Source organism: Methylobacter luteus IMV-B-3098 (assembly GCF_000427625.1).
GTDB classification, from domain to species: Bacteria; Pseudomonadota; Gammaproteobacteria; order Methylococcales; family Methylomonadaceae; genus Methylobacter; species Methylobacter luteus.
This window is the reverse complement of sequence record NZ_KE386569.1, coordinates 2,016,650-2,034,982: the sequence shown is the minus strand read 5'-3', so window position 1 is coordinate 2,034,982 and position 18,333 is coordinate 2,016,650. Positions and strand designations below refer to the sequence as shown.

The following is an 18,333-nucleotide window of genomic DNA, read 5'->3' as shown; positions in this document are numbered from 1 at the left end:
AAGAGCGGAGAGCCTGGGTGCCGGAACACCCAGGCCATGGGGATGGAAATTAATCCAAATTGTCGGTAACGGCGCCCAACGAAGCCGAGCTGACCAATTTGGCATATTTTGCCAGCACGCCGCGCGTATAACGCGGAGCGGGCTGTTTCCATTTGTCGAAACGACGCGCAATTTCGTGTTCATCGACATGCAATGTCAGTTTGTTGTTTTCCGCATCGATTGTGATCGTGTCGCCATTTTCAACAATCGCCAACGCGCCGCCGACATAGGCTTCCGGCGTGATATGGCCGACTACGAAACCATGCGTGCCGCCGGAGAACCGGCCGTCGGTAATCAATGCCACGTCTTTACCCAGGCCTTTGCCCATGACGGCGGAAGTAGGGGACAGCATTTCGCGCATGCCGGGACCTCCTTTAGGGCCTTCGTAGCGGATAACGATTACATCGCCTTTGACGATGTCGCCGTTCAGGATGCTTTGCAGTGCCTGTTCTTCGGCCTCGAATACCTTGGCCTGGCCGGTAAAGCAGAGGCCTTCCTTGCCGGTAATCTTGGCGACTGCGCCTTCAGAAGCCAGGTTGCCGTATAAAACTACCAGATGGCTGTCTTTTTTGATCGGATTATCCAGCGGACGGATCATATCCTGACCTTCCGGATAGGATTTGACGTCAGTCAGGTTTTCAGCCAGGGTTTTTCCGGTTACGGTCAGGCAGTCGCCGTGCAATAAGCCCCGGTCCAGCAGTTCTTTCATCAGCGGTTGAATGCCGCCTATCTCGATCAGTTCGGCCATTTGGTAGTGGCCGCTAGGTTTCAGATCGGCGACCATGGGCACATGTTTGCCGATGCGCGTAAAATCATCCAGAGTAATGTCAACGCCCACAGCATTGGCCATGGCCAGAATATGCAATACCGCATTGGTCGAGCCGCCGAGAGCAATGACGACCGTAATCGCATTCTCGAATGCTTCCTTAGTCATGATGTCGCGCGGCTTGATGTCTTTTTTCAGCAATTCCAGTACGGCAGCGCCTGCGCGTTCGCAATCCAGGCGTTTGTCTTCGGAGACGGCAGCCTGCGCGGAACTGTTGGGCAGACTCATACCCAAGGCTTCAATAGCCGATGCCATGGTGTTGGCCGTATACATACCGCCGCATGAGCCGGCGCCGGGGATGGCCTTGGCTTCAATCTCGGCAAGCTCGGCATCATCGATTTTATTGTTGGCTCTGGCACCGACAGCCTCGAACACGGACACGACATCGAGTTTTTTATCTTTGTGGCAGCCTGGCAGAATGGTGCCTCCGTAAACGAAGATGGCCGGACGGTTCAAACGGGCCAGGGCGATCATGCAACCGGGCATGTTCTTGTCACAGCCGCCGATGGCAACAACGCCGTCGAAGCCCTGGCAACCGACCACGGTTTCAATGGAATCGGCAATGACTTCGCGCGATACCAGCGAATATTTCATGCCTTCCGTGCCCATGGATATGCCGTCTGAGATCGTGATGGTATTGAAGATAACGGCTTTTCCGTTGGCATTGTCCACGCCGCGTGCGGCATCATCGGCCAGTCTGTTGATGTGCATGTTGCAAGGCGTCACCATGCTCCAGGTCGACGCGATACCAATTTGCGGTTTGCTGAAATCTTCGTTCTTAAAGCCAACGGCATGCAGCATTGCGCGGCTTGGCGCGCGTTCCATGCCATCAACAACTTGAGAAGAGTAGGTGCGGGTTTTTTTGTCACCTGAATTAGCCATGTAAGCGATTCCCGAAAGTTATGTGTTTAAAATGTAGGATACGAAAAGGCAAGGGCCTGTCTGGTCTCAGTAAGTATCCCAACTACTGCTTCTGCGGCGCCAGCCTAATTTGGGCAGGATGAATCCCAGTATGACTCCGATCAGGGACAGCATGCCGCCGTATAAAAACCAGTCCTGTCTGCTGCTGTCTCCCAGCGCCTTATTTTCCAGTTTAAGCTGTTCCAGTTCTCGTTCAACATTAACCACGCGTTCCTGAAGTTCATCGCGTTGGTTTCTTAATGCCACGGCGCTGGAAGCGGTTTGTTTAAGCTCGCTGAGTTCCCGGGCCAAATGATCGCGTTCCGTTGCCAGAGACTGCTCGAGAGATGTTCCAGGTGTTAGTGAGGTTTTCAGTGAATCAAGTTCGGCTTTAAGTGTCGTGTTTTCTTTTTCCAATAACGTCAGCTTTTTATTGCTGGTGTCCAGTTGAAAATGGCTGGACGGCTCTTTCATAGTGTAGCGGGCCAGAATATAGCCTTCCGTGCCGTTATCGAGACGCGCATGGATGAAGCCGGTTTCTTTGTTTTGACTGATCACCGTCAGAGGTGTGCCCGGGTGGAGTAATTTTATAATTTTACCGCGCGTGTTTTCTTCACTTCTGAATGCCAGATCCAGATTGTCGGTTACATAAACTGTTGTGGCCTGTGCTGAACCGAAAGTTAGCATTAAGATAAAAAACGAACTTAATATTTTTTTCACTTGAATCTCTGCTTTTGATCGTCCGAAAAGATAAATTTTAGCGTTATTTACGACACATGAGAAATTCGAGCAGTGCTTTTTGAGCATGCAGACGGTTTTCGGCTTCATCGAAGATAACGCTCTGCGGACCATCTATAACCTCGGCAGAGACTTCTTCGCCGCGATGCGCGGGCAGGCAATGCATAAACAGGGCATCATGATTTGCTGCTTTCATGATATCCGAGTTGATCTGATAATCTTGAAAGGCCATTTCGCGTTGTTTCTGTTCTTCTTCCTGGCCCATGCTGGCCCAGACGTCGGTGACGAGCAAATCCGCGCCTTTGGCTGCATCCAGTGGCGTGGAGAAAAAACGGACACGTTCGCCAGCCGCCTCGACAATGGATTTCACAGGTTCATAACCGGGCGGACAGGCAATATTTAACTTAAAGTCCAATAGGGTTGCAGCATCAATATAGGAATGGCACATGTTATTGCCATCGCCTATCCAGGTGACTGTCTTGTCCTGAATGTCGCCGCGATGCTCAAAATAAGTCTGCATGTCCGCCAGTAATTGGCACGGGTGCTGCAGATCGGTTAAGCCGTTGATCACGGGTACTCGCGAATGCTCGGCGAATGTGCTTACCGTTTCATGCTTGTTGGTTCTGAGCATGATGCAGTCAACCATGCTGGAGATAACCTTGGCGCTATCCTGCAACGGCTCGCCGCGTCCTAGTTGTGTATCTCTGGGTGACAGAAACAATGCGCTGCCGCCAAAATGGCTCATGCCCGCTTCAAATGAAATACGCGTGCGCGTCGACGATTTTTCGAAAATCATTGCCAGCACTTGGCCTTTCAAAGGCTGGTAATCAGGATCGCGGTGATTTTTCAGCTCTATGGCTCTGCTGATCAAACGACGAAATTCTTCGCTTGATAAGTCAAACAGGCTGATAAAGTGTCTGGGATTCATAGGCATTGTCTTGTGTGCTCTTGGATAAGAGCGGATAAGGTTTCTACGAGTTGATTGATTTGCTGGTCATCAATGATCAAAGGCGGCAGCAGACGGATGGTTTTCTCGCTGGTGACATTGATCAGTAAACCTTGCTCCAAGGCCGATTGAACAAGTTCCGCGCAAGGCGCGTCGAGTTCGATGCCGATCATGAGCCCTTTGTGGCGAACGTCGACAACATGCGGATTGCCAGCCAATTGCTTGCTGAAGCCGTCGCTGATAGCTGAGCCTTTTTGTTCGGCTTGCTCGATCAGGTTTTCACTGTCCAGTGCTTCTAATACAGCCAATGCCGCGCTGCACGCCAGAGGATTGCCGCCAAATGTAGAACCGTGCGAGCCTGTGGTAAACAGTTGGGCTGCTTTGCCGCGGGCAAGACAGGCTCCTATCGGCACGCCGTTGCCCAACGCTTTGGCCAGCGTGCAAACATCGGGCATGATTGCATTGTGCTGATAGGCAAGAAATTTTCCGGTGCGGCCTATGCCAGTCTGGATTTCGTCCAGCATCATCAGCAGGTCGTATTGGTCGCAGAGGCTGCGGATCCGGTTCAGATAATCGCTAGCCGGAATGTTGACGCCGCCTTCACCCTGAATCGGTTCAACCAATACGGCAACGATATTGTCATGATGTTTGATCGCCTGTTCGATGGCGCTGACGTCATTGTAAGGCACGCGCACAAAGCCCTCGACCAGCGGCGCAAAGCCCTGCTGTACTTTCGTGTTGCCGGTGGCGCTTAATGTGGCGAGTGTACGGCCGTGAAAGCTCTTTTCCATGACGATGATGGCCGGATTTTTTATATTCCGCTGATGGGCATATAGACGAGCCAGTTTGATGGCGGCTTCATTGGCCTCAGCCCCGGAATTGCAGAAAAAAACGTTGTCCATGCCGCTTTTTTCAATCAATCTGTCGGCCAGACGTTCCTGGGCGGCGACGCCGTATACGTTTGACGTATGCAGCAAGGCTTCGCTTTGTTTGCAGATGGCCCTGTGCACTGCCGGGTGCGCGTGACCCAGATTGCATACGGCTATGCCTGACAGGGCATCCAGATAACGTTTATTGTTAGTGTCCCACAACCATGCACCGGCGCCGCGCTCGAAAGTCACGGGTAAGCGTCCGTAGGTTGGCATAATATGGCTGGTCATTGATTCTGCCTGTAAACAAAAGTAGCGGAAAGTCGGTCGCCCGTTGGAAAAATGTTCGATTATAGTTTTCAAACAGCTCTCAGGCAAGCGCGGGCTTGCAAGATTTGCTTTTTTAACGCCATAAATGTTGATAAAATTAGTCGGTTTTATTTCTTCAGTGAGTAACTGCTACTATGAATGTTATCGAAAGAATCAAAGACCAGATTGAAAATAATCCGGTGGTTTTATACATGAAAGGCACGCCCGATTTCCCTCAATGCGGCTTTTCAGGCCAGGCTGTTCAGGTATTGGATGCCTGTCATGCGAAATACATGTATGTCAATATTTTCGAAGATCCTGAGATTCGCGAGGCGTTGAAGGACTATTCAAATTGGCCGACTTATCCGCAGCTTTACATCGGCGGTGAACTCGTAGGCGGCTGCGACATCATGATTGACTTGTATAACAAGGGCGAGTTGAGCAGGATGCTGGCAGCGGTCGACGCCATAGCAGAATAATTTGCTGTGATTATCATACCCGCAATGCGGGTATGATAGCGTTTGTGTTATGCATCAAGTGATTCAAGCCGTTTCCAGCGGTTGACTATCTTGCAGAACAGCTCGGCTGTTTTCTCGGCATCATATAGCGCGGAATGCGCTTTTTCATTATCCCATTCCAGGCCAGCCGTCTTGGCGATTTTTGCCAGCACGGTTTGTTGATAGGCCAGTCCACCCAGCGTAGCCGTGTCAAATGTGCTGAACGGATGAAACGGGCTTCTTTTTATTTGCGTACGATGAATGGCCGCGTTCAGAAAATTGATGTCGAAAGCCGGATTATGGCCGACCAGAATCGCCCGCGTGCAGTTGTTGCGCTTTACTGCTTCCTTAATGGGCTTGAACAGCATGTCAAGCGCTTCTTTCTCATCCACAGCCATCCGGAAAGGGTGATGGGGGTCAATGCCGTTGAATTTGAGGGCGGCTTCATCGAATTCGGCATTTTTAAACGGAATCACATGCGTTGAGTAGCGCTCGGTGATTTCCAGGTCGTGCTTGCTGTTAAGTTCGACAATCACGGCGGCGATTTCCAGCAGGGCATGCTTTTTAGGGTTAAAGCCGGTTGTTTCTATGTCGATAATGACAGGAAGATAGCCTCTAAAACGTTTGTCTAAAGGAGTAGTTGCAGGTATATCCATTAATTTTGAGTGGAATCAGGGGCCATGGAAAGAATTAGGGAGCCTAATGGCGGATGTCGATGGTTATGGCCTTTTATGCTATGTTACGCGAAATTTAATGCATTATAAAAAATAATAGCGAAATTAAAGGCAAATCAATGCACAAGAACAGATCAATAACGCAATTGGCAGGTCTTATATTATTGGGCATGATGGCAGGATGCGCAACCAGTACAAAAGATGCCAGGGATCCATTGGAAAACTGGAACAGAGGTGTGCAGTCATTCAATGACAGTCTTGACGATTATGTGATGAAGCCCGTCGCCACAGGCTATCAGTGGATCATGCCTTCATTTGCCGACCGTGGTGTAACTAATTTTTTCAGCAATATTGATGATATCGGTGTCACGATAAACGATTTGTTGCAGTTCAAGTTATCGCAGACCGGCATGGATGGATCTCGTTTCATCGTCAACACGGTGGCTGGCATTGGAGGATTCATCGATGTCGCGGAGATGATTAATCTGCCCAAGCACAACGAGGATTTTGACCAGACGCTAGGCGTTTGGGGCGTGCCGGCAGGACCTTATCTGGTATTGCCGTTTTTCGGACCCAGTTCTCCACGCGGCGTAGGCGGCCTGATCGGCGATGCAGCCATGAACCCTATCAGCTATCTTGACAGCGGCATCATTACCGGCTCGTTATTCGCAACGAATGCGACCGATTTGCGCGCGGACAATTTAGGCACCGAAAAAGTGGCGACTGAAGCTGCTCTGGATCGGTATGAGTTTCTTAGGGATTCGTATTTACAACGGCGCAATTATCTGGTTAATGACGGTAATGTGCCGGAAGGAGAGGAGGAACTGGATCTGGATTTAGAGCTTGATGAAGATAGTCTATCGCCCGTTAATCCTTATTAATCCGCATTTGCACTGCAGACAGGCGGGAGATACCGCCTGTCTACAGTGTGATTGAGTCTATTGCTGTAGCTGCCAAGTCAACTCTTCACTGGCTTTCAGCGGGGTGATCGAGAGCGAGTCCTCACCGTAAGCGGCCGGTACTCTCCAGGTAGTTTTTTCCAGAGTGACCGTACCCGAGTTTCTTGGTAAACGGTAAAAGTCGGAGCCGTGGAAACTCGCGAACCCTTCCAGCTTGTCCAGCGCGCCAGCCCGCTCGAAGACTTCCGCGTACAGTTCTAGCGCTGCATGGGCGCTGTAACAACCGGCGCATCCGCAGGCGGCTTCCTTCAATGAAGTCAGGTGCGGGGCGCTGTCCGTGCCCAGAAAGAATTTCGGATTGCCGCTGGTGGCGGCGGTAACCAAAGCCTGGCGATGGTGTTCGCGCTTGATGATCGGCAGACAGTAATGATGCGGGCGTATGCCGCCGGCCAGGATGGCATTGCGGTTGAACATCAGGTGCTGCGGCGTAATGGTGGCGGCAATGCGCGCGCCGGCGGACTGGACAAACTGCACGGCTTCCGTCGTTGTCACGTGTTCGACCACGATGCGCAGTGCCGGGAAGTTTCTGGCGATGTCGGTCAGGCTGGTATCGACGAATACCCGTTCCCGGTCAAAAATATCGCAAGACTCGTCGGTGACTTCGCCATGGATCAGCAAAGGTATGTCGTGCTTTTCCATGGCCGCGAGCAGCGGGTAAGCGGCTCTGATATCGCTAATTCCGGAATCGGAATGGGTAGTAGCGCCGGCCGGATAAAGTTTGAATGCCTGAATATGTTCGCATTCCGCGGCTTTCCTGATTTCATCCACCGTCGTCGAGCCGGTCAGGTAAAGCGTCATTAGCGGCGTGAAATCCAGGCCCGCAGGAACAGCCTGCAGAATTTCCTCGCGGTAGGACAGGGCCTGTGCCACGGTCGTCACGGGTGGCCTCAGATTGGGCATGATGATGGCGCGAGCGAATTGCCGTGTGGTATGAGGCATGACGGTTTTTAAAATCGCGCCGGTTCTGACATGCAAATGCCAGTCATCGGGGCGTGTGATGGTTAATTTTTTCATTATGCAGGGTAATCTTCTGTAAAATAGATGACTATTTTATAGGAAGGACCTTGAAAAACTAATACAGTCCCCTATTTTGGGTATTATTTTTTTGTTATCGGAGGGGCTAATGCCAATTTACGAATACCAATGTCAAGCATGCGGTCATGAACATGAAGCTTTGCAAAAACTCAGCGACGCGCCATTAATCCACTGTCCGGCCTGCAGCCAGCCGGAGCTGATTAAAAAGATTTCGGCGGCAGGATTCAGATTAAAAGGCGGCGGCTGGTATGAAACCGATTTTAAAAGCGGCGCCAAGAAAAACGTAGCAGGCGAGAGCAGCAGTTCCAGTTCCAGCGCTCCAAGTCCAGCGAGTTGCTGCGGCGGAGGCTGCAAGAGCAGCCATTAGGACTGACTTGCAACGGCTGGTTTAAGCACGTAATATCGACAAATTTTTTGGATTAACAGAGAAAACTTATGCGTACCCACAAGTGTGGAGAATTAAACAAAGAACATTTAGGCGAAGCGGTTGAATTATGCGGCTGGGTTCACCGTCGCCGGGACCATGGCGGGGTCATTTTCATTGATCTGAGAGACCGTGCCGGTCTGGTGCAAGTCGTATTTGATCCTGATTCTCCCGAAACCTTCGCGGTAGCCGAAAGTGTACGCAGCGAATATGTTTTAAAAGTCGAAGGGATCGTGCGCGATCGTCCCGAAGGCACGATTAATCCAAACATGCAAACCGGTGAAGTAGAGGTACTGGTCAGCAATGTGGAAGTGTTGAACGAATCCGAAACGCCGCCTTTCCCGATCGAAAGCGACATTGAAGTCAACGAGGAAATGCGCCTGCGTTATCGCTACATCGATTTGCGCCGTACGTCCATGCAGGAAAAAATGCGCGTGCGCCGCGATGTCACCCGCACGCTGCGCAATTTCCTCGATGATCACGAGTTTTTCGAGATCGAAACGCCTTATCTGACCAAAGCCACGCCGGAAGGCGCGCGTGATTACATCGTGCCCAGCCGCACGCATGAAAACGCCTTCTTTGCCTTGCCGCAGTCGCCCCAGCTTTACAAACAAATTCTGATGGTCTCCGGCATGGACCGCTATTATCAGGTCGTGCGCTGTTTCCGCGACGAGGATCTGCGCGCCGATAGACAGCCCGAATTTACGCAGCTCGATATCGAAACGTCTTTCATGGATGAAAACGAGATCATGGAGATCATGGAAGAGATGATTCGTCAGCTGTTCGCGGAAATCATCAATGTGCAGCTCGATGCCACTTTCTCGCGCATGACCTATCAGGAAGCGATGTCCCGGTTCGGCGTTGACCGTCCCGATCTGCGGATCCCGCTGGAACTGGTCGATATCGCCGATGAAATGAAAGCTGTCGATTTCAAAGTCTTCTCGGGTCCTGCCAATGATCCTAATGGCCGCGTCGTGGCCATGCGCCTGCCTAACGGCGGTGACCTAAGCCGCAAGGATATCGAGGACCTGACCAAATTCGTCGGCATCTATGGCGCCAAAGGCTTGGCTTATATCAAAGTCAATGACCGCAATGGCGGCATCGACGGCTTGCAGTCGCCGATCGTTAAGTTCGCACCGGCCGAAGTCTGGGAAAAAGTGCTGACCAAAACTGAAGCCCAGACCGGCGACCTGATTTTCTTCGGCGCCGACAAGGCGCACGTCGTCAACGAAGCGATGGGCGCGTTGCGCGTCAAGCTTGGGCACGACCTTAATCTGCTGGAAGGCGACTGGAAGCCGGTTTGGGTTGTCGATTTCCCGATGTTCGACTGGGACGACAAGAGTCAGCGCTGGAATGCCATTCACCATCCGTTTACGGCGCCGAGCTGCTCGGTCGAAGACTTGCTGGCCAACCCCGGCGCGGCGTTATCTCGCGCCTATGACCTGGTGTTGAACGGCACTGAAGTCGGCGGCGGCTCGATTCGTATCAACCGCTCATCGATGCAGCAAACCGTACTAAAGATTTTAGGTATTGAAGAGGATGAAGCCAAGGAAAAATTCGGATTCCTGCTCGAGGCTCTGAAATACGGCGCGCCGCCGCACGGCGGTATGGCGTTCGGACTCGATCGCCTGGTCATGCTGATGACCGGATCGCACTCGATCCGCGATGTGATTGCCTTTCCTAAAACGCAATCAGCGGCCTGTCCTTTAGTCAGTGCACCGGCTCCCGTTGATGATGCGCAGTTGCGCGAATTGGGCATCCGATTGCTGAAACCTACCAAGGCATCATAACCAGCCTTATCCTGTTTGCTCCGCCGCAAAATAATGCGGCGGAGTCAAAACTTATAGCGGGAAAGAAGGGTCTTATATAATTGAACACTTCGTTCCCTCGTGTTCGTGGTGAATTACCAAGTTATTCTCTATTAAGGGTTATCTTTTAATGACCGATACCGCATTACCGATTCAAGATTATGCATTGCTCAGCGACGAGGAATGTGATGCGCGCATTGTCGCGGCCAAGGCAAAGCTAGGCAAACGCTGCGTTATTCTCGGCCATCATTATCAGCGCGATGAAGTCTTCAAGCATGCCGATCTGACCGGCGACTCATTGAAGCTGTCCAAGGAAGCGGCCCAGTCCGATGCCGAATACATCGTTTTCTGCGGCGTGCATTTCATGGCCGAAGTCGCCGATATTCTGTCCAGGCCCGAGCAGATCGCCATCCTGCCGGATATGGCGGCAGGCTGTTCCATGGCCGATATGGCCAATCTGGTCAAGGTGCAGAAATGCTGGAAAGAGCTGGCGGAAATTCTGGATGTGGAATCCCAAGTTACGCCCGTGACCTACATCAATTCGGCAGCCGATCTGAAAGCCTTCTGCGGCCAGCATGGCGGTATTGTCTGCACGTCCTCGAATGCCCAGAAAATCCTGGAATGGAGTTTTGCGCGTCGCGAGAAAATCCTGTTTTTCCCCGATCAGCATCTAGGCCGCAATACCGGCTACCGGATGGGCATTCCGCTGGAGGAAATGGTCGTCTGGGATTTCACCAAGCCCATGGGCGGGCTGACGGTTGAGCAAATCCGCAACGCCAAAATGATTCTGTGGAAGGGCTATTGCTCCGTGCACCAGGCATTTCAGCCTGAACATATCGATAACTTCCTGCAGCGTTATCCCGAAACGAAGGTGATCTCGCATCCGGAAGCCTGCTTCGAGGTCTGCCAGAAATCCGATTACATCGGCTCTACCGAATACATCCTCAAGACCGTGCGCGAGGCCGAGCCGAACACGCGCTGGCTGGTGGCGACGGAATTGAACCTGGTCAATCGCCTGCAGGAGGAATGCAAAGCGCAGGGTAAAAACGTGCATTTCATGTCGCCCATGCTGTGCATGTGCTCAACCATGTTCAGAACCGATCCGCAGCATTTGGCCTGGGTCCTGGAAAATCTGGTGGCCGGCCATGTCGTCAACCAGATCTCCGTGCCGGCCGACATCGCCAGATCGGCCAAGAAGGCGCTGGATGACATGCTGGCTATAAAATAACCGTTCTCTGATCAACAAAAAAAGCCGATAAACGTTTCGCGTTTATCGGCCTTTTTGCGTCTGTGTGTGGGGGAGAGGAGACTTCGTTTTGTTGAGTGCGAATTAATTCGCACCTACGTACAGAAACGTGCAGCAAGTGTAGGCTGGGTTGGAGCTTTAGCGGAAACCCGGCACGGGCGGCCTCGAATGCTGGGTTTATCAACCCAGCCTACCCTGGTTAACAGCGTCCGGCAAACGGCAAAAAAATCTGTCAGTGCGTAACATCAGTAACTACTTCGAATCTTTCCACTTCTGCATCCTGGACAGTTTCTTTGCCGCTTTCTGTTCACGGATCACAGCCAGTTCGGCCAGCTCCTGTTCCATCATGGCCGGCGTTTCCAGGCTGATCCGGCCGATCGTGCCGGCGCGCAGTTCGGACAATAGCAGTTTAGAGACCTTATCCATGTCCACGCGTCCGCCCGAACGCAGACAGCCGCGATTTCTGCCGATAGTTTCCATAAGTTCCTGTTCGCTGTCCGGCAGTTGCTCGATCTGAAAACGGGCCTTCAGCAAATCGGGATAATGCCTTAACAGATAATCGGCCGCAAAGAAGGCGATATGCTCGTGATTGATGGCCGTATCCTTGATCGCGCCCGTGGTCGCCAGCCGGTAGCCGCTGTTTCTGTTTTCGACATTCGGCCAGAGCACGCCGGGCGTGTCCCACAGGACGATACCGTTGCCGATGTTGATGCGTTGCTGCGTTTTGGTGATGGCCGGTTCGTTGCCGGTCTTGGCTATGATTCGGCCGGCCAGTATATTGATCAGCGTGGACTTGCCGACATTCGGTATGCCTACGATCAGGGCCTGTATCAGCCGGCCGCTGCTCTCCTTGCCGGGCAGCATTTTGTGGCACAGGTCGGCGATCTGGCGCATTTTTTCGGGCTGTTCGATGGTCAACGCCAGAGTCTTGACACCTTTTTCCTGCTCCAGATAGGTTTGCCAGTGCTGCGTCATGTCCGGGTCGGCGAGGTCGCTTTTGCTGAGCACCTTGATGCAGGGCTTGTCGCCTCGCAGCGTTTTCAGCATCGGATTCTCGCTGCTGAACGGAATGCGCGCATCCAGAATTTCAATGATCAGGTCAACCTGTGGCAGGATGTGCTTGATCTCTTTGCTGGCCTTGTGCATATGGCCGGGATACCACTGAATAAGCATGATGTTTTTCAAATAGTTAGAATGCGGGTCAGGCGGCATTATAGCAGTTATCGAGTGGCGCCGCCCCGATGACAGTGCAGCAAAAGTAGCTCATATTCAGTATCATGTGTGACAAAACACCGATTGCTATGACCATCCGTATGAAAACAATAAAAGAAACAACGATAACAAGCAGTTTTTACGCCTATCTATCAAGGCTGCGCTGGATCAAGCGCTGGGGGCTCAAACGCAACGCGCATGATGAGAACGTCATGGAGCACAGCTGGGAAGTCTCCGTCATCGCGCATACGCTGGCCTTGATCAAAAACCGCTATTACGGCGGCCAAATCGATGCCAATGCCGTCGCTGCCGCGGCCCTGTACCACGATATCACCGAAGTGATCACGGGCGATCTGCCGACACCGATCAAATATCATTCCGAGGAAATCAGCACGGCTTACAAGCAGATTGAAAAACAGGCCGAGAAGGAACTGCTGAATCTGTTGCCGGCAGAGCTGCAGGCCGATTTTCAGGCGTTGATTCATCACGACCACATGCCGGAAGAGCATGTGCGCATCATCAAGGCGGCGGACAAGATCTCGGCCTACCTCAAATGCCAGGCCGAACTGAAAGCCGGCAATGCCGAATTCGAGATGGCCGCCGAGCAGTTGGCCAAAACGATCGGCGAATCCGAGCAGCCCGAAGTCGCGTTTTTTATGCAGGCGTTCGTGCCCAGTTGCGGCCTGACGCTGGACGGGCTCATGAAAACCTACTGAGCCGGCACTATCAGGGACATATATGTTAAGACTCTTCCACACGGCGGACTGGCATCTCGGCCACCATCTGCACGGCGTATCGCGGCACTTCGAACATCAGCAGTTCCTGACCTGGCTGCTGCAGACCCTGCAGGACAGACAGGCCGACGCGCTGATCGTCGCCGGCGACATCTTCGATACGGCCAATCCCTCGGCAGCCGCACAGGCGCAGCTTTATGAATTCCTGGTCAAAGCCAGAACGCAACAGCCCCGTCTGGATATCGTGCTGATCGGCGGCAATCACGACTCGGCCAGCCGGCTCGATGCGCCTTCACCGATACTGAAAGCGCTGGGCGTGCATGTTGTCGGCGGTCTGGTGCGCAAGCAAGACGGCAAAATCGATTGGGAGCGCCTGATCGTGCCGCTGACCGATGTCCATGGCGCTGTCAAAGCCTGGTGCGGCGCCATGCCGTTTCTGCGCAATGCCGATCTGCCAGGCAATGACGAGGCCGGTGATCCGTTGATTGCCGGCGTTAAAAACCTGTATAACCAATTATCCGAAAAGATTCAGCAAAAGGCCGGCAATGGCGAGAGCCTGATCCTGACCGGGCATTGCTATATGGTCAACGGCTGCGTGTCGGAACTGAGCGAGCGCAAGATCCTGGGCGGCAACCAGCACGCGCTGCCGGCCGATATATTCCCCGGCGACATCGCCTATGTCGCCCTGGGTCATCTGCATCTGGCGCAAAAAGTCGGCCAGAACGAGCATATCCGCTACAGCGGCTCGCCGATACCGCTGTCCTTCGACGAAGCCGGTTATCGGCATCAAGTGTTGCAGATCGAGATCGAGGCCGGTCAAGTTGAAACGAGCGCCATTCAAATTCCGCGCAGCGTCGAGATGATCCGGATTCCCGACGGCAACGACTTCGCAGCGCTGACCGACGTGATCGCGCAACTGAAAAATCTGGATCTCGACCACAATCTGCCGGTTGAACAAACCCCGTTCGTGGAGCTCAGAATCCGGCTCGACAGACCGGAACCGGGCCTGCGTCAGCAGATTGAGGAAGCCATCGCCGGATTGCCGTTGCGTCTGCTGAAAATATCGACCGCCTACCGAGGCAGCCAGCAAAGCCTGGCCGATATCGACATCGAACAGCGACTGGAAGAACTGCAACCGCTCGACGTTTTTCAGCGCTGCTATCAGACCCGCTACGACCAGGATGCGCCGGAAGCCATGACGGCTCTGTTCAACGAACTGGTCGAAAGCGTGCAGGGAGGCGACTGATGCGTATTCTGGCGATTCGCGGCAAAAATCTGGCCAGCCTGGCCGACGAGTTTGAAATTTCACTGGACGGCGGCCCGCTCGCGCCGGTCGGCCTGTTCGCCATTACCGGTCAGACCGGCGCCGGCAAAAGCACGATACTCGATGCCTTGTGCCTGGCGTTGTATGACAAAATACCGCGCCTGCCGGACGGGCACGGGTTTGCGGTCGGGCACAGGGACGAGGATGAAAACCTGCGCGTGACCAGCAACGACGTGCGCTCGATCCTGCGGCGCGGCACGGCCTCGGGGTTTGCCGAAGTCGATTTTATCGGCAAGGACAAACAGGCCTACCGGGCGCGCTGGGAAGTCAGCAAGGCGCGCGGCAAGGCGACCGGTCGGCTACAGGCGCAGGACATCACGCTGACCCATATCGCCAGCGGCCAGCGCATAGGCCAGGGCAAAAAGAGCACACTGGAAGCGATCAGCGAAAAAATCGACCTTAATTTCGACCAGTTCCGGCGCTCGGTCCTGCTGGCGCAGGGCGATTTCGCAGCCTTCCTGAAAGCCAAAAAAGACGACCGTTCCAATCTGCTCGAGCGCATCACCGGCACCGATATTTATTCCGAACTGTCGATCGCGGCTTTCGAGCGCGCCAAGCAGGAAAAGGAGGCACTCAAGCGCATCGAAGAGCAGCTGCAGGATCAAATACCGCTGGCCGAGCCCGACCGTCAAGCACTGGAACAGGAACGCGATCAATGTATCGCGCTGCTGGCTGACCTCGAAAAAGCCATCAATACCAATCAGCAAACCCTCGACTGGTACACGGCGCTGAACAACCTAAAAGCGGCCGAGCAGGCAGCCGGCGCCACCTTCGAAACAAATCAGCAGGCCTGGCACGACGCCGAACCCGAGCGCCAGTTGATCGAAAAAGTCGAGGCTGCGCAACCGCTTAAACCACTGCTTACGCAGTATAAGGCGGCCACGGCCGAAGTCCGAGACGCAGAGCAAAAGCTGAAAACCAGCGGGGAATTGCAGGAAGCCGCCGAGCTTAGGCTGAACACGGCCAGGCAACGGGTGACGGTTGCCTCCGGTATCCTGCTGGCTGCCGAGAAAAGCCAGCAGGATGCGCAACCGTTGTTAACCAAAGCCCGCGATCTGGACACGCGCATCGAGGTCATGCAGGACGACATTAATGCCCTAAATTCCGAACAAACCCGGCTGCGAGAGCAGCTGGCTGACGCGCAAGCGCATCATCAGGACTTGCTGGCGCAGCAGGCCGAGAAAACAGACCGGCTGCAACAGCTCAACACCTGGCTGGATGAAAATCAGGCGCTGAAACCCGTCGCGGTCGAGTGGAGCCGCTGGCAAGGCGAACTGGAACGCTATCAGGTGCTAACAGCGCGCAAGGCCGAAAGCGAGAACAAGCTCAAGGTCTGCAAAGACTTAGTCGATGGCGATGAATGCCTGATGGCCGGGATCAGGAAAACCATCATCGAAAGCCGGCAGGAACAGGACAAACAGCTGGCAACACTGGAGCCGCTCAAACAGCAGGCCGGCCAATACTCGCTTGAGAGCCTGAATCGCGTTAAAGACGATCTGGAAATCAAGCGCGGGCAAGTCAATGCCGCCCTGAAGCTGGCCCAGGACGCGCTGACTTTGCAACAGGCCCTGACGCAGGACAGCGACAAACTGGCCGCCACCGGGCAGGCGCTGACCGATGCGGCCGGGCAACTAGAAACGGCAACCCGCCAACAGGCAACCAACGGCACCGCGCTCGAAGAGGCCAGAAAATCCCTGGCCCTGATCCAGGCCATTACGCATAAAAACGCCCAGGAGTTCCGCGATCTGCTGCAGCCGGATCAGCCCTGTCCCGTTTGCGGCGCGCTCGAGCATCCCTGGCGCGATCACGATGGCGTCGGTACGCCGCTGGAGGGCGCGCAGCAGGCCAGAGTCAAGGAGCTGGAAAGCGAAAAAGTGGCCCTGATCAAATCGGTCGCAGGGCTGCAAAAATTGATCGACCAGAAACAGGAACAAAAGGCCGCGCTGGAACAACATATTGCTCAGGTCCAAGAGAAACTGGCAGACTGTCATGCCGAATGGCGCGCTTTGGCTCTGCCAGGCAAGCCCGATCTGACGCTTACCGATGAAGGGCTTTCACCGTTGCTGGAACGGCAGTCCGAACAACTTACGGCCGAGTGGGAGCGCGTCAAACAGCAGGAAAAACAGGCCATAGACCTGCAAAAGCAGATCAAGGCGGCCCAAGATCTGTACGATGCTGCCAGGCAGAAGCTGGAAAGTCTGGTACACCAGCAGTCCGCGCTCGACAGCCGACTGGCCGAAAGCAAAGCCAACCTGAACCATCTTTCCGACCAGCTTCAGGAGCTGGAAACTCAACTGAACGCACTGGCCGGACTGTTGCGAATGCCGTTCGGCCAAATCAGCAATTGGCAGTCTGATATGGCGCGCGATGCGGAACAGTTCAAACAAAACCTGACAGCCAAGGTAAGCCAATGGCAGCAGGCGGAACAGGATGTACAGGCCATCACCCAGGTCCTGGCCGATATCAACTACAAAGAAAAACTCGCTGCCCAGACCCTCGACCAATGCCGGCAATATTGCCAAGACAAGCAGAACGACATCACACAGAAGACGGGGGAAAAGCAGAAGCTGTCGGAAGAACGCAACGCCCTGCTTCCCGAAGCCAATGGGGGAACAGCCGACAGCTACGAGCAGGCGCTGAACCGCAAGGTGCAGGACGCCAGAGCCGCTTATGAACAGGCAGTCAACGTTGCCGGTCAGGCCGAAACCGATCTGGCAGCCCAGCAACAAAACCGGCGGCACTGGCAGGCCGAGACCGACCGTCGCTCAGGTAATCTGGACAAGGCCCAGGCCATGCTGAACGAGGCGCTGACCAAACAGGGCATTGATCTGGACGGCCTGAAACAACTGCTCGAAAAGGACGAAGCCTGGCTGAGCGAGCAGAAAGCCAGCCGGGCGGCGCTGGAGCACGCGCTGCGCGAAGCGGCCGCACTATTGAAAGTCAAAGCGGACGACAGACAGCGGCATGAAACCCATGCGCCGCTGGAGACCGAGGAACTCGCCAGTCAGATCGCCCAGGAATTGCGGCAAAAGCGGCAGATCCTGAATTCGCAGAAGGAAGAAAAACTGATACTGCTGCGCGAGGACGACAAAAAAATCGTCGCCGGCAGCCATCTGAAAACGGAGCTGGACAAGCAGCAGGCGCGCTGGCAGCAGTGGGAAAGCCTGAACGAACTGATCGGCTCGAAATCCGGCGCCAAATTCCGCAGCTTCGCCCAGAGCCTGACTCTGGAAGCCCTGCTGGCGCACAGCAACCGCCACCTCGAAGACTTCGCCAGGCGTTATCGGTTGCAGCGCGTGCCGGGCAGCGAACTGGAACTGCAGATCATAGACCGCGACATGGCCGACGACGTGCGCAGCGTGCACAGCCTGTCCGGCGGCGAAAGCTTCCTGGTCTCGCTGGCGCTGGCGTTGGGCCTGGCCTCGCTGTCATCGAACAAGACCCAGGTTGAATCGCTGTTCATCGACGAAGGCTTCGGCAGCCTGGACCCGGAAACCCTGGACATCGCCATCGCCAGTCTGGACACGCTGCAAGCCCTGGGCCGGAAAGTCGGCGTCATCTCGCATGTGCCGATACTGGTCGAAAGGATCGGCGCCAGGGTCGTGGTTGAAAAGCAGGGCGGGGGAAAGAGCCGTGTTTCTGTTGAAGGAAATGGTTGAACGTGCGGAAGGCACGATCTCAGGGTTTAAGGCGGCAGATCGGCTAAGCCATCGTACGAATAGCCATCGTCTTTAAAAAATGTGAACATTTTGAATTACAAGATTGTTTTTTTTCTGTTTTGCGGCAGACAGGG

General features: G+C 54.1%; 15 protein-coding genes. 8 read left to right on the top strand and 7 right to left on the bottom strand.

Annotated elements, in window-relative coordinates:
* Window positions 1-49: 49 nt before the first annotated feature.
* From ilvD to METLU_RS0111310, 4 genes are all read right to left on the bottom strand, one after another.
* On the bottom strand, window positions 50-1,747 hold the full coding sequence (gene ilvD, locus METLU_RS0111325) for a dihydroxy-acid dehydratase (RefSeq protein ID WP_027158305.1): 1,698 nt from the start codon (window positions 1,745-1,747) through the stop codon (window positions 50-52).
* 66 nt (window positions 1,748-1,813) lie between these two features.
* Window positions 1,814-2,485 (bottom strand): TIGR04211 family SH3 domain-containing protein, encoded by a 672-nt coding sequence (locus METLU_RS0111320; protein WP_027158304.1) that lies wholly within the window; start codon window positions 2,483-2,485, stop codon window positions 1,814-1,816.
* Between the two features lie 43 nt (window positions 2,486-2,528).
* Window positions 2,529-3,431, bottom strand: coding sequence for an ornithine carbamoyltransferase (argF, locus tag METLU_RS0111315; protein WP_027158303.1), 903 nt, complete (start codon window positions 3,429-3,431; stop codon window positions 2,529-2,531).
* Window positions 3,428-4,609, bottom strand: coding sequence for an acetylornithine transaminase (locus tag METLU_RS0111310; RefSeq protein WP_027158302.1), 1,182 nt, complete (start codon window positions 4,607-4,609; stop codon window positions 3,428-3,430). Before METLU_RS0111310 ends, argF begins: the two co-directional genes overlap by 4 nt.
* A 173-nt stretch (window positions 4,610-4,782) precedes the next feature.
* On the opposite strand from METLU_RS0111310, the gene grxD reads away from it, so the two are divergent.
* Window positions 4,783-5,106 carry a Grx4 family monothiol glutaredoxin gene (gene grxD / locus METLU_RS0111305; RefSeq protein ID WP_027158301.1) on the top strand — a complete coding sequence of 108 codons (324 nt, stop codon included), beginning with the start codon at window positions 4,783-4,785 and terminating at the stop codon, window positions 5,104-5,106.
* Window positions 5,107-5,153: 47 nt separating this feature from the next.
* Here the strand turns inward: grxD and rnt are convergent, their stop codons facing one another.
* Window positions 5,154-5,780: a ribonuclease T gene (gene rnt / locus METLU_RS0111300; RefSeq protein WP_027158300.1), complete on the bottom strand. Its 627-nt coding sequence runs from the start codon at window positions 5,778-5,780 to the stop codon at window positions 5,154-5,156.
* A 137-nt stretch (window positions 5,781-5,917) separates the two neighbouring features.
* Here rnt and METLU_RS0111295 point away from each other — a divergent pair, with 137 nt between their 5' ends.
* Window positions 5,918-6,679 carry an MlaA family lipoprotein gene (locus tag METLU_RS0111295; RefSeq protein WP_027158299.1) on the top strand — a complete coding sequence of 254 codons (762 nt, stop codon included), beginning with the start codon at window positions 5,918-5,920 and terminating at the stop codon, window positions 6,677-6,679.
* A gap of 57 nt (window positions 6,680-6,736) precedes the next feature.
* Here METLU_RS0111295 and pyrC read toward each other — a convergent pair whose 3' ends face one another.
* Window positions 6,737-7,771, bottom strand: coding sequence for a dihydroorotase (gene pyrC / locus METLU_RS0111290; RefSeq protein WP_027158298.1), 1,035 nt, complete (start codon window positions 7,769-7,771; stop codon window positions 6,737-6,739).
* A 109-nt stretch (window positions 7,772-7,880) separates the two neighbouring features.
* On the opposite strand from pyrC, the gene METLU_RS27325 reads away from it, so the two are divergent.
* The 3 genes from METLU_RS27325 to nadA all read left to right on the top strand — a co-directional run bounded on the left by METLU_RS27325 (window position 7,881) and on the right by nadA (window position 11,252).
* Window positions 7,881-8,159 (top strand): FmdB family zinc ribbon protein, encoded by a 279-nt coding sequence (locus METLU_RS27325; RefSeq protein WP_036243056.1) that lies wholly within the window; start codon window positions 7,881-7,883, stop codon window positions 8,157-8,159.
* A 68-nt stretch (window positions 8,160-8,227) separates the two neighbouring features.
* Window positions 8,228-10,006, top strand: coding sequence for an aspartate--tRNA ligase (gene aspS / locus METLU_RS0111280; protein ID WP_027158296.1), 1,779 nt, complete (start codon window positions 8,228-8,230; stop codon window positions 10,004-10,006).
* Between the two features lie 148 nt (window positions 10,007-10,154).
* A complete protein-coding gene (nadA, locus tag METLU_RS0111275; protein WP_027158295.1) occupies window positions 10,155-11,252 on the top strand; it encodes a quinolinate synthase NadA in 1,098 nt (365 codons plus the stop codon).
* A 270-nt stretch (window positions 11,253-11,522) separates the two neighbouring features.
* Here nadA and ylqF read toward each other — a convergent pair whose 3' ends face one another.
* Window positions 11,523-12,443, bottom strand: a complete 921-nt coding sequence (gene ylqF, locus METLU_RS0111270) for a ribosome biogenesis GTPase YlqF (RefSeq protein ID WP_027158294.1) — start codon at window positions 12,441-12,443, stop codon at window positions 11,523-11,525.
* A gap of 140 nt (window positions 12,444-12,583) precedes the next feature.
* Between ylqF and yfbR the strand changes: the two genes are divergently transcribed.
* The 3 genes from yfbR to METLU_RS0111255 are packed head-to-tail and all read left to right on the top strand — an operon-like array spanning window position 12,584 to window position 18,199.
* Window positions 12,584-13,198 carry a 5'-deoxynucleotidase gene (gene yfbR / locus METLU_RS0111265; RefSeq protein ID WP_036243720.1) on the top strand — a complete coding sequence of 205 codons (615 nt, stop codon included), beginning with the start codon at window positions 12,584-12,586 and terminating at the stop codon, window positions 13,196-13,198.
* Between the two features lie 22 nt (window positions 13,199-13,220).
* Window positions 13,221-14,462 carry an exonuclease SbcCD subunit D C-terminal domain-containing protein gene (locus METLU_RS0111260; RefSeq protein WP_027158292.1) on the top strand — a complete coding sequence of 414 codons (1,242 nt, stop codon included), beginning with the start codon at window positions 13,221-13,223 and terminating at the stop codon, window positions 14,460-14,462.
* Window positions 14,462-18,199 (top strand): AAA family ATPase, encoded by a 3,738-nt coding sequence (locus METLU_RS0111255; RefSeq protein WP_027158291.1) that lies wholly within the window; start codon window positions 14,462-14,464, stop codon window positions 18,197-18,199. The genes METLU_RS0111260 and METLU_RS0111255 overlap by 1 nt, the downstream gene beginning before the upstream one ends.
* The last annotated feature ends 134 nt before the right edge of the window (window positions 18,200-18,333 follow it).

Coding starts and splice junctions, on each gene's coding strand:
- ilvD (WP_027158305.1), bottom strand. CDS start 1,747: ATGGCTAATTCAGGTGACAAAAAAACCCGCACCTACTCTTCTCAAGTT.
- argF (WP_027158303.1), bottom strand. CDS start 3,431: ATGAATCCCAGACACTTTATCAGCCTGTTTGACTTATCAAGCGAAGAA.
- METLU_RS0111310 (WP_027158302.1), bottom strand. CDS start 4,609: ATGACCAGCCATATTATGCCAACCTACGGACGCTTACCCGTGACTTTC.
- grxD (WP_027158301.1), top strand. CDS start 4,783: ATGAATGTTATCGAAAGAATCAAAGACCAGATTGAAAATAATCCGGTG.
- rnt (WP_027158300.1), bottom strand. CDS start 5,780: ATGGATATACCTGCAACTACTCCTTTAGACAAACGTTTTAGAGGCTAT.
- METLU_RS0111295 (WP_027158299.1), top strand. CDS start 5,918: ATGCACAAGAACAGATCAATAACGCAATTGGCAGGTCTTATATTATTG.
- pyrC (WP_027158298.1), bottom strand. CDS start 7,771: ATGAAAAAATTAACCATCACACGCCCCGATGACTGGCATTTGCATGTC.
- METLU_RS27325 (WP_036243056.1), top strand. CDS start 7,881: ATGCCAATTTACGAATACCAATGTCAAGCATGCGGTCATGAACATGAA.
- aspS (WP_027158296.1), top strand. CDS start 8,228: ATGCGTACCCACAAGTGTGGAGAATTAAACAAAGAACATTTAGGCGAA.
- nadA (WP_027158295.1), top strand. CDS start 10,155: ATGACCGATACCGCATTACCGATTCAAGATTATGCATTGCTCAGCGAC.
- ylqF (WP_027158294.1), bottom strand. CDS start 12,443: ATGCTTATTCAGTGGTATCCCGGCCATATGCACAAGGCCAGCAAAGAG.
- yfbR (WP_036243720.1), top strand. CDS start 12,584: ATGAAAACAATAAAAGAAACAACGATAACAAGCAGTTTTTACGCCTAT.
- METLU_RS0111260 (WP_027158292.1), top strand. CDS start 13,221: ATGTTAAGACTCTTCCACACGGCGGACTGGCATCTCGGCCACCATCTG.
- METLU_RS0111255 (WP_027158291.1), top strand. CDS start 14,462: ATGCGTATTCTGGCGATTCGCGGCAAAAATCTGGCCAGCCTGGCCGAC.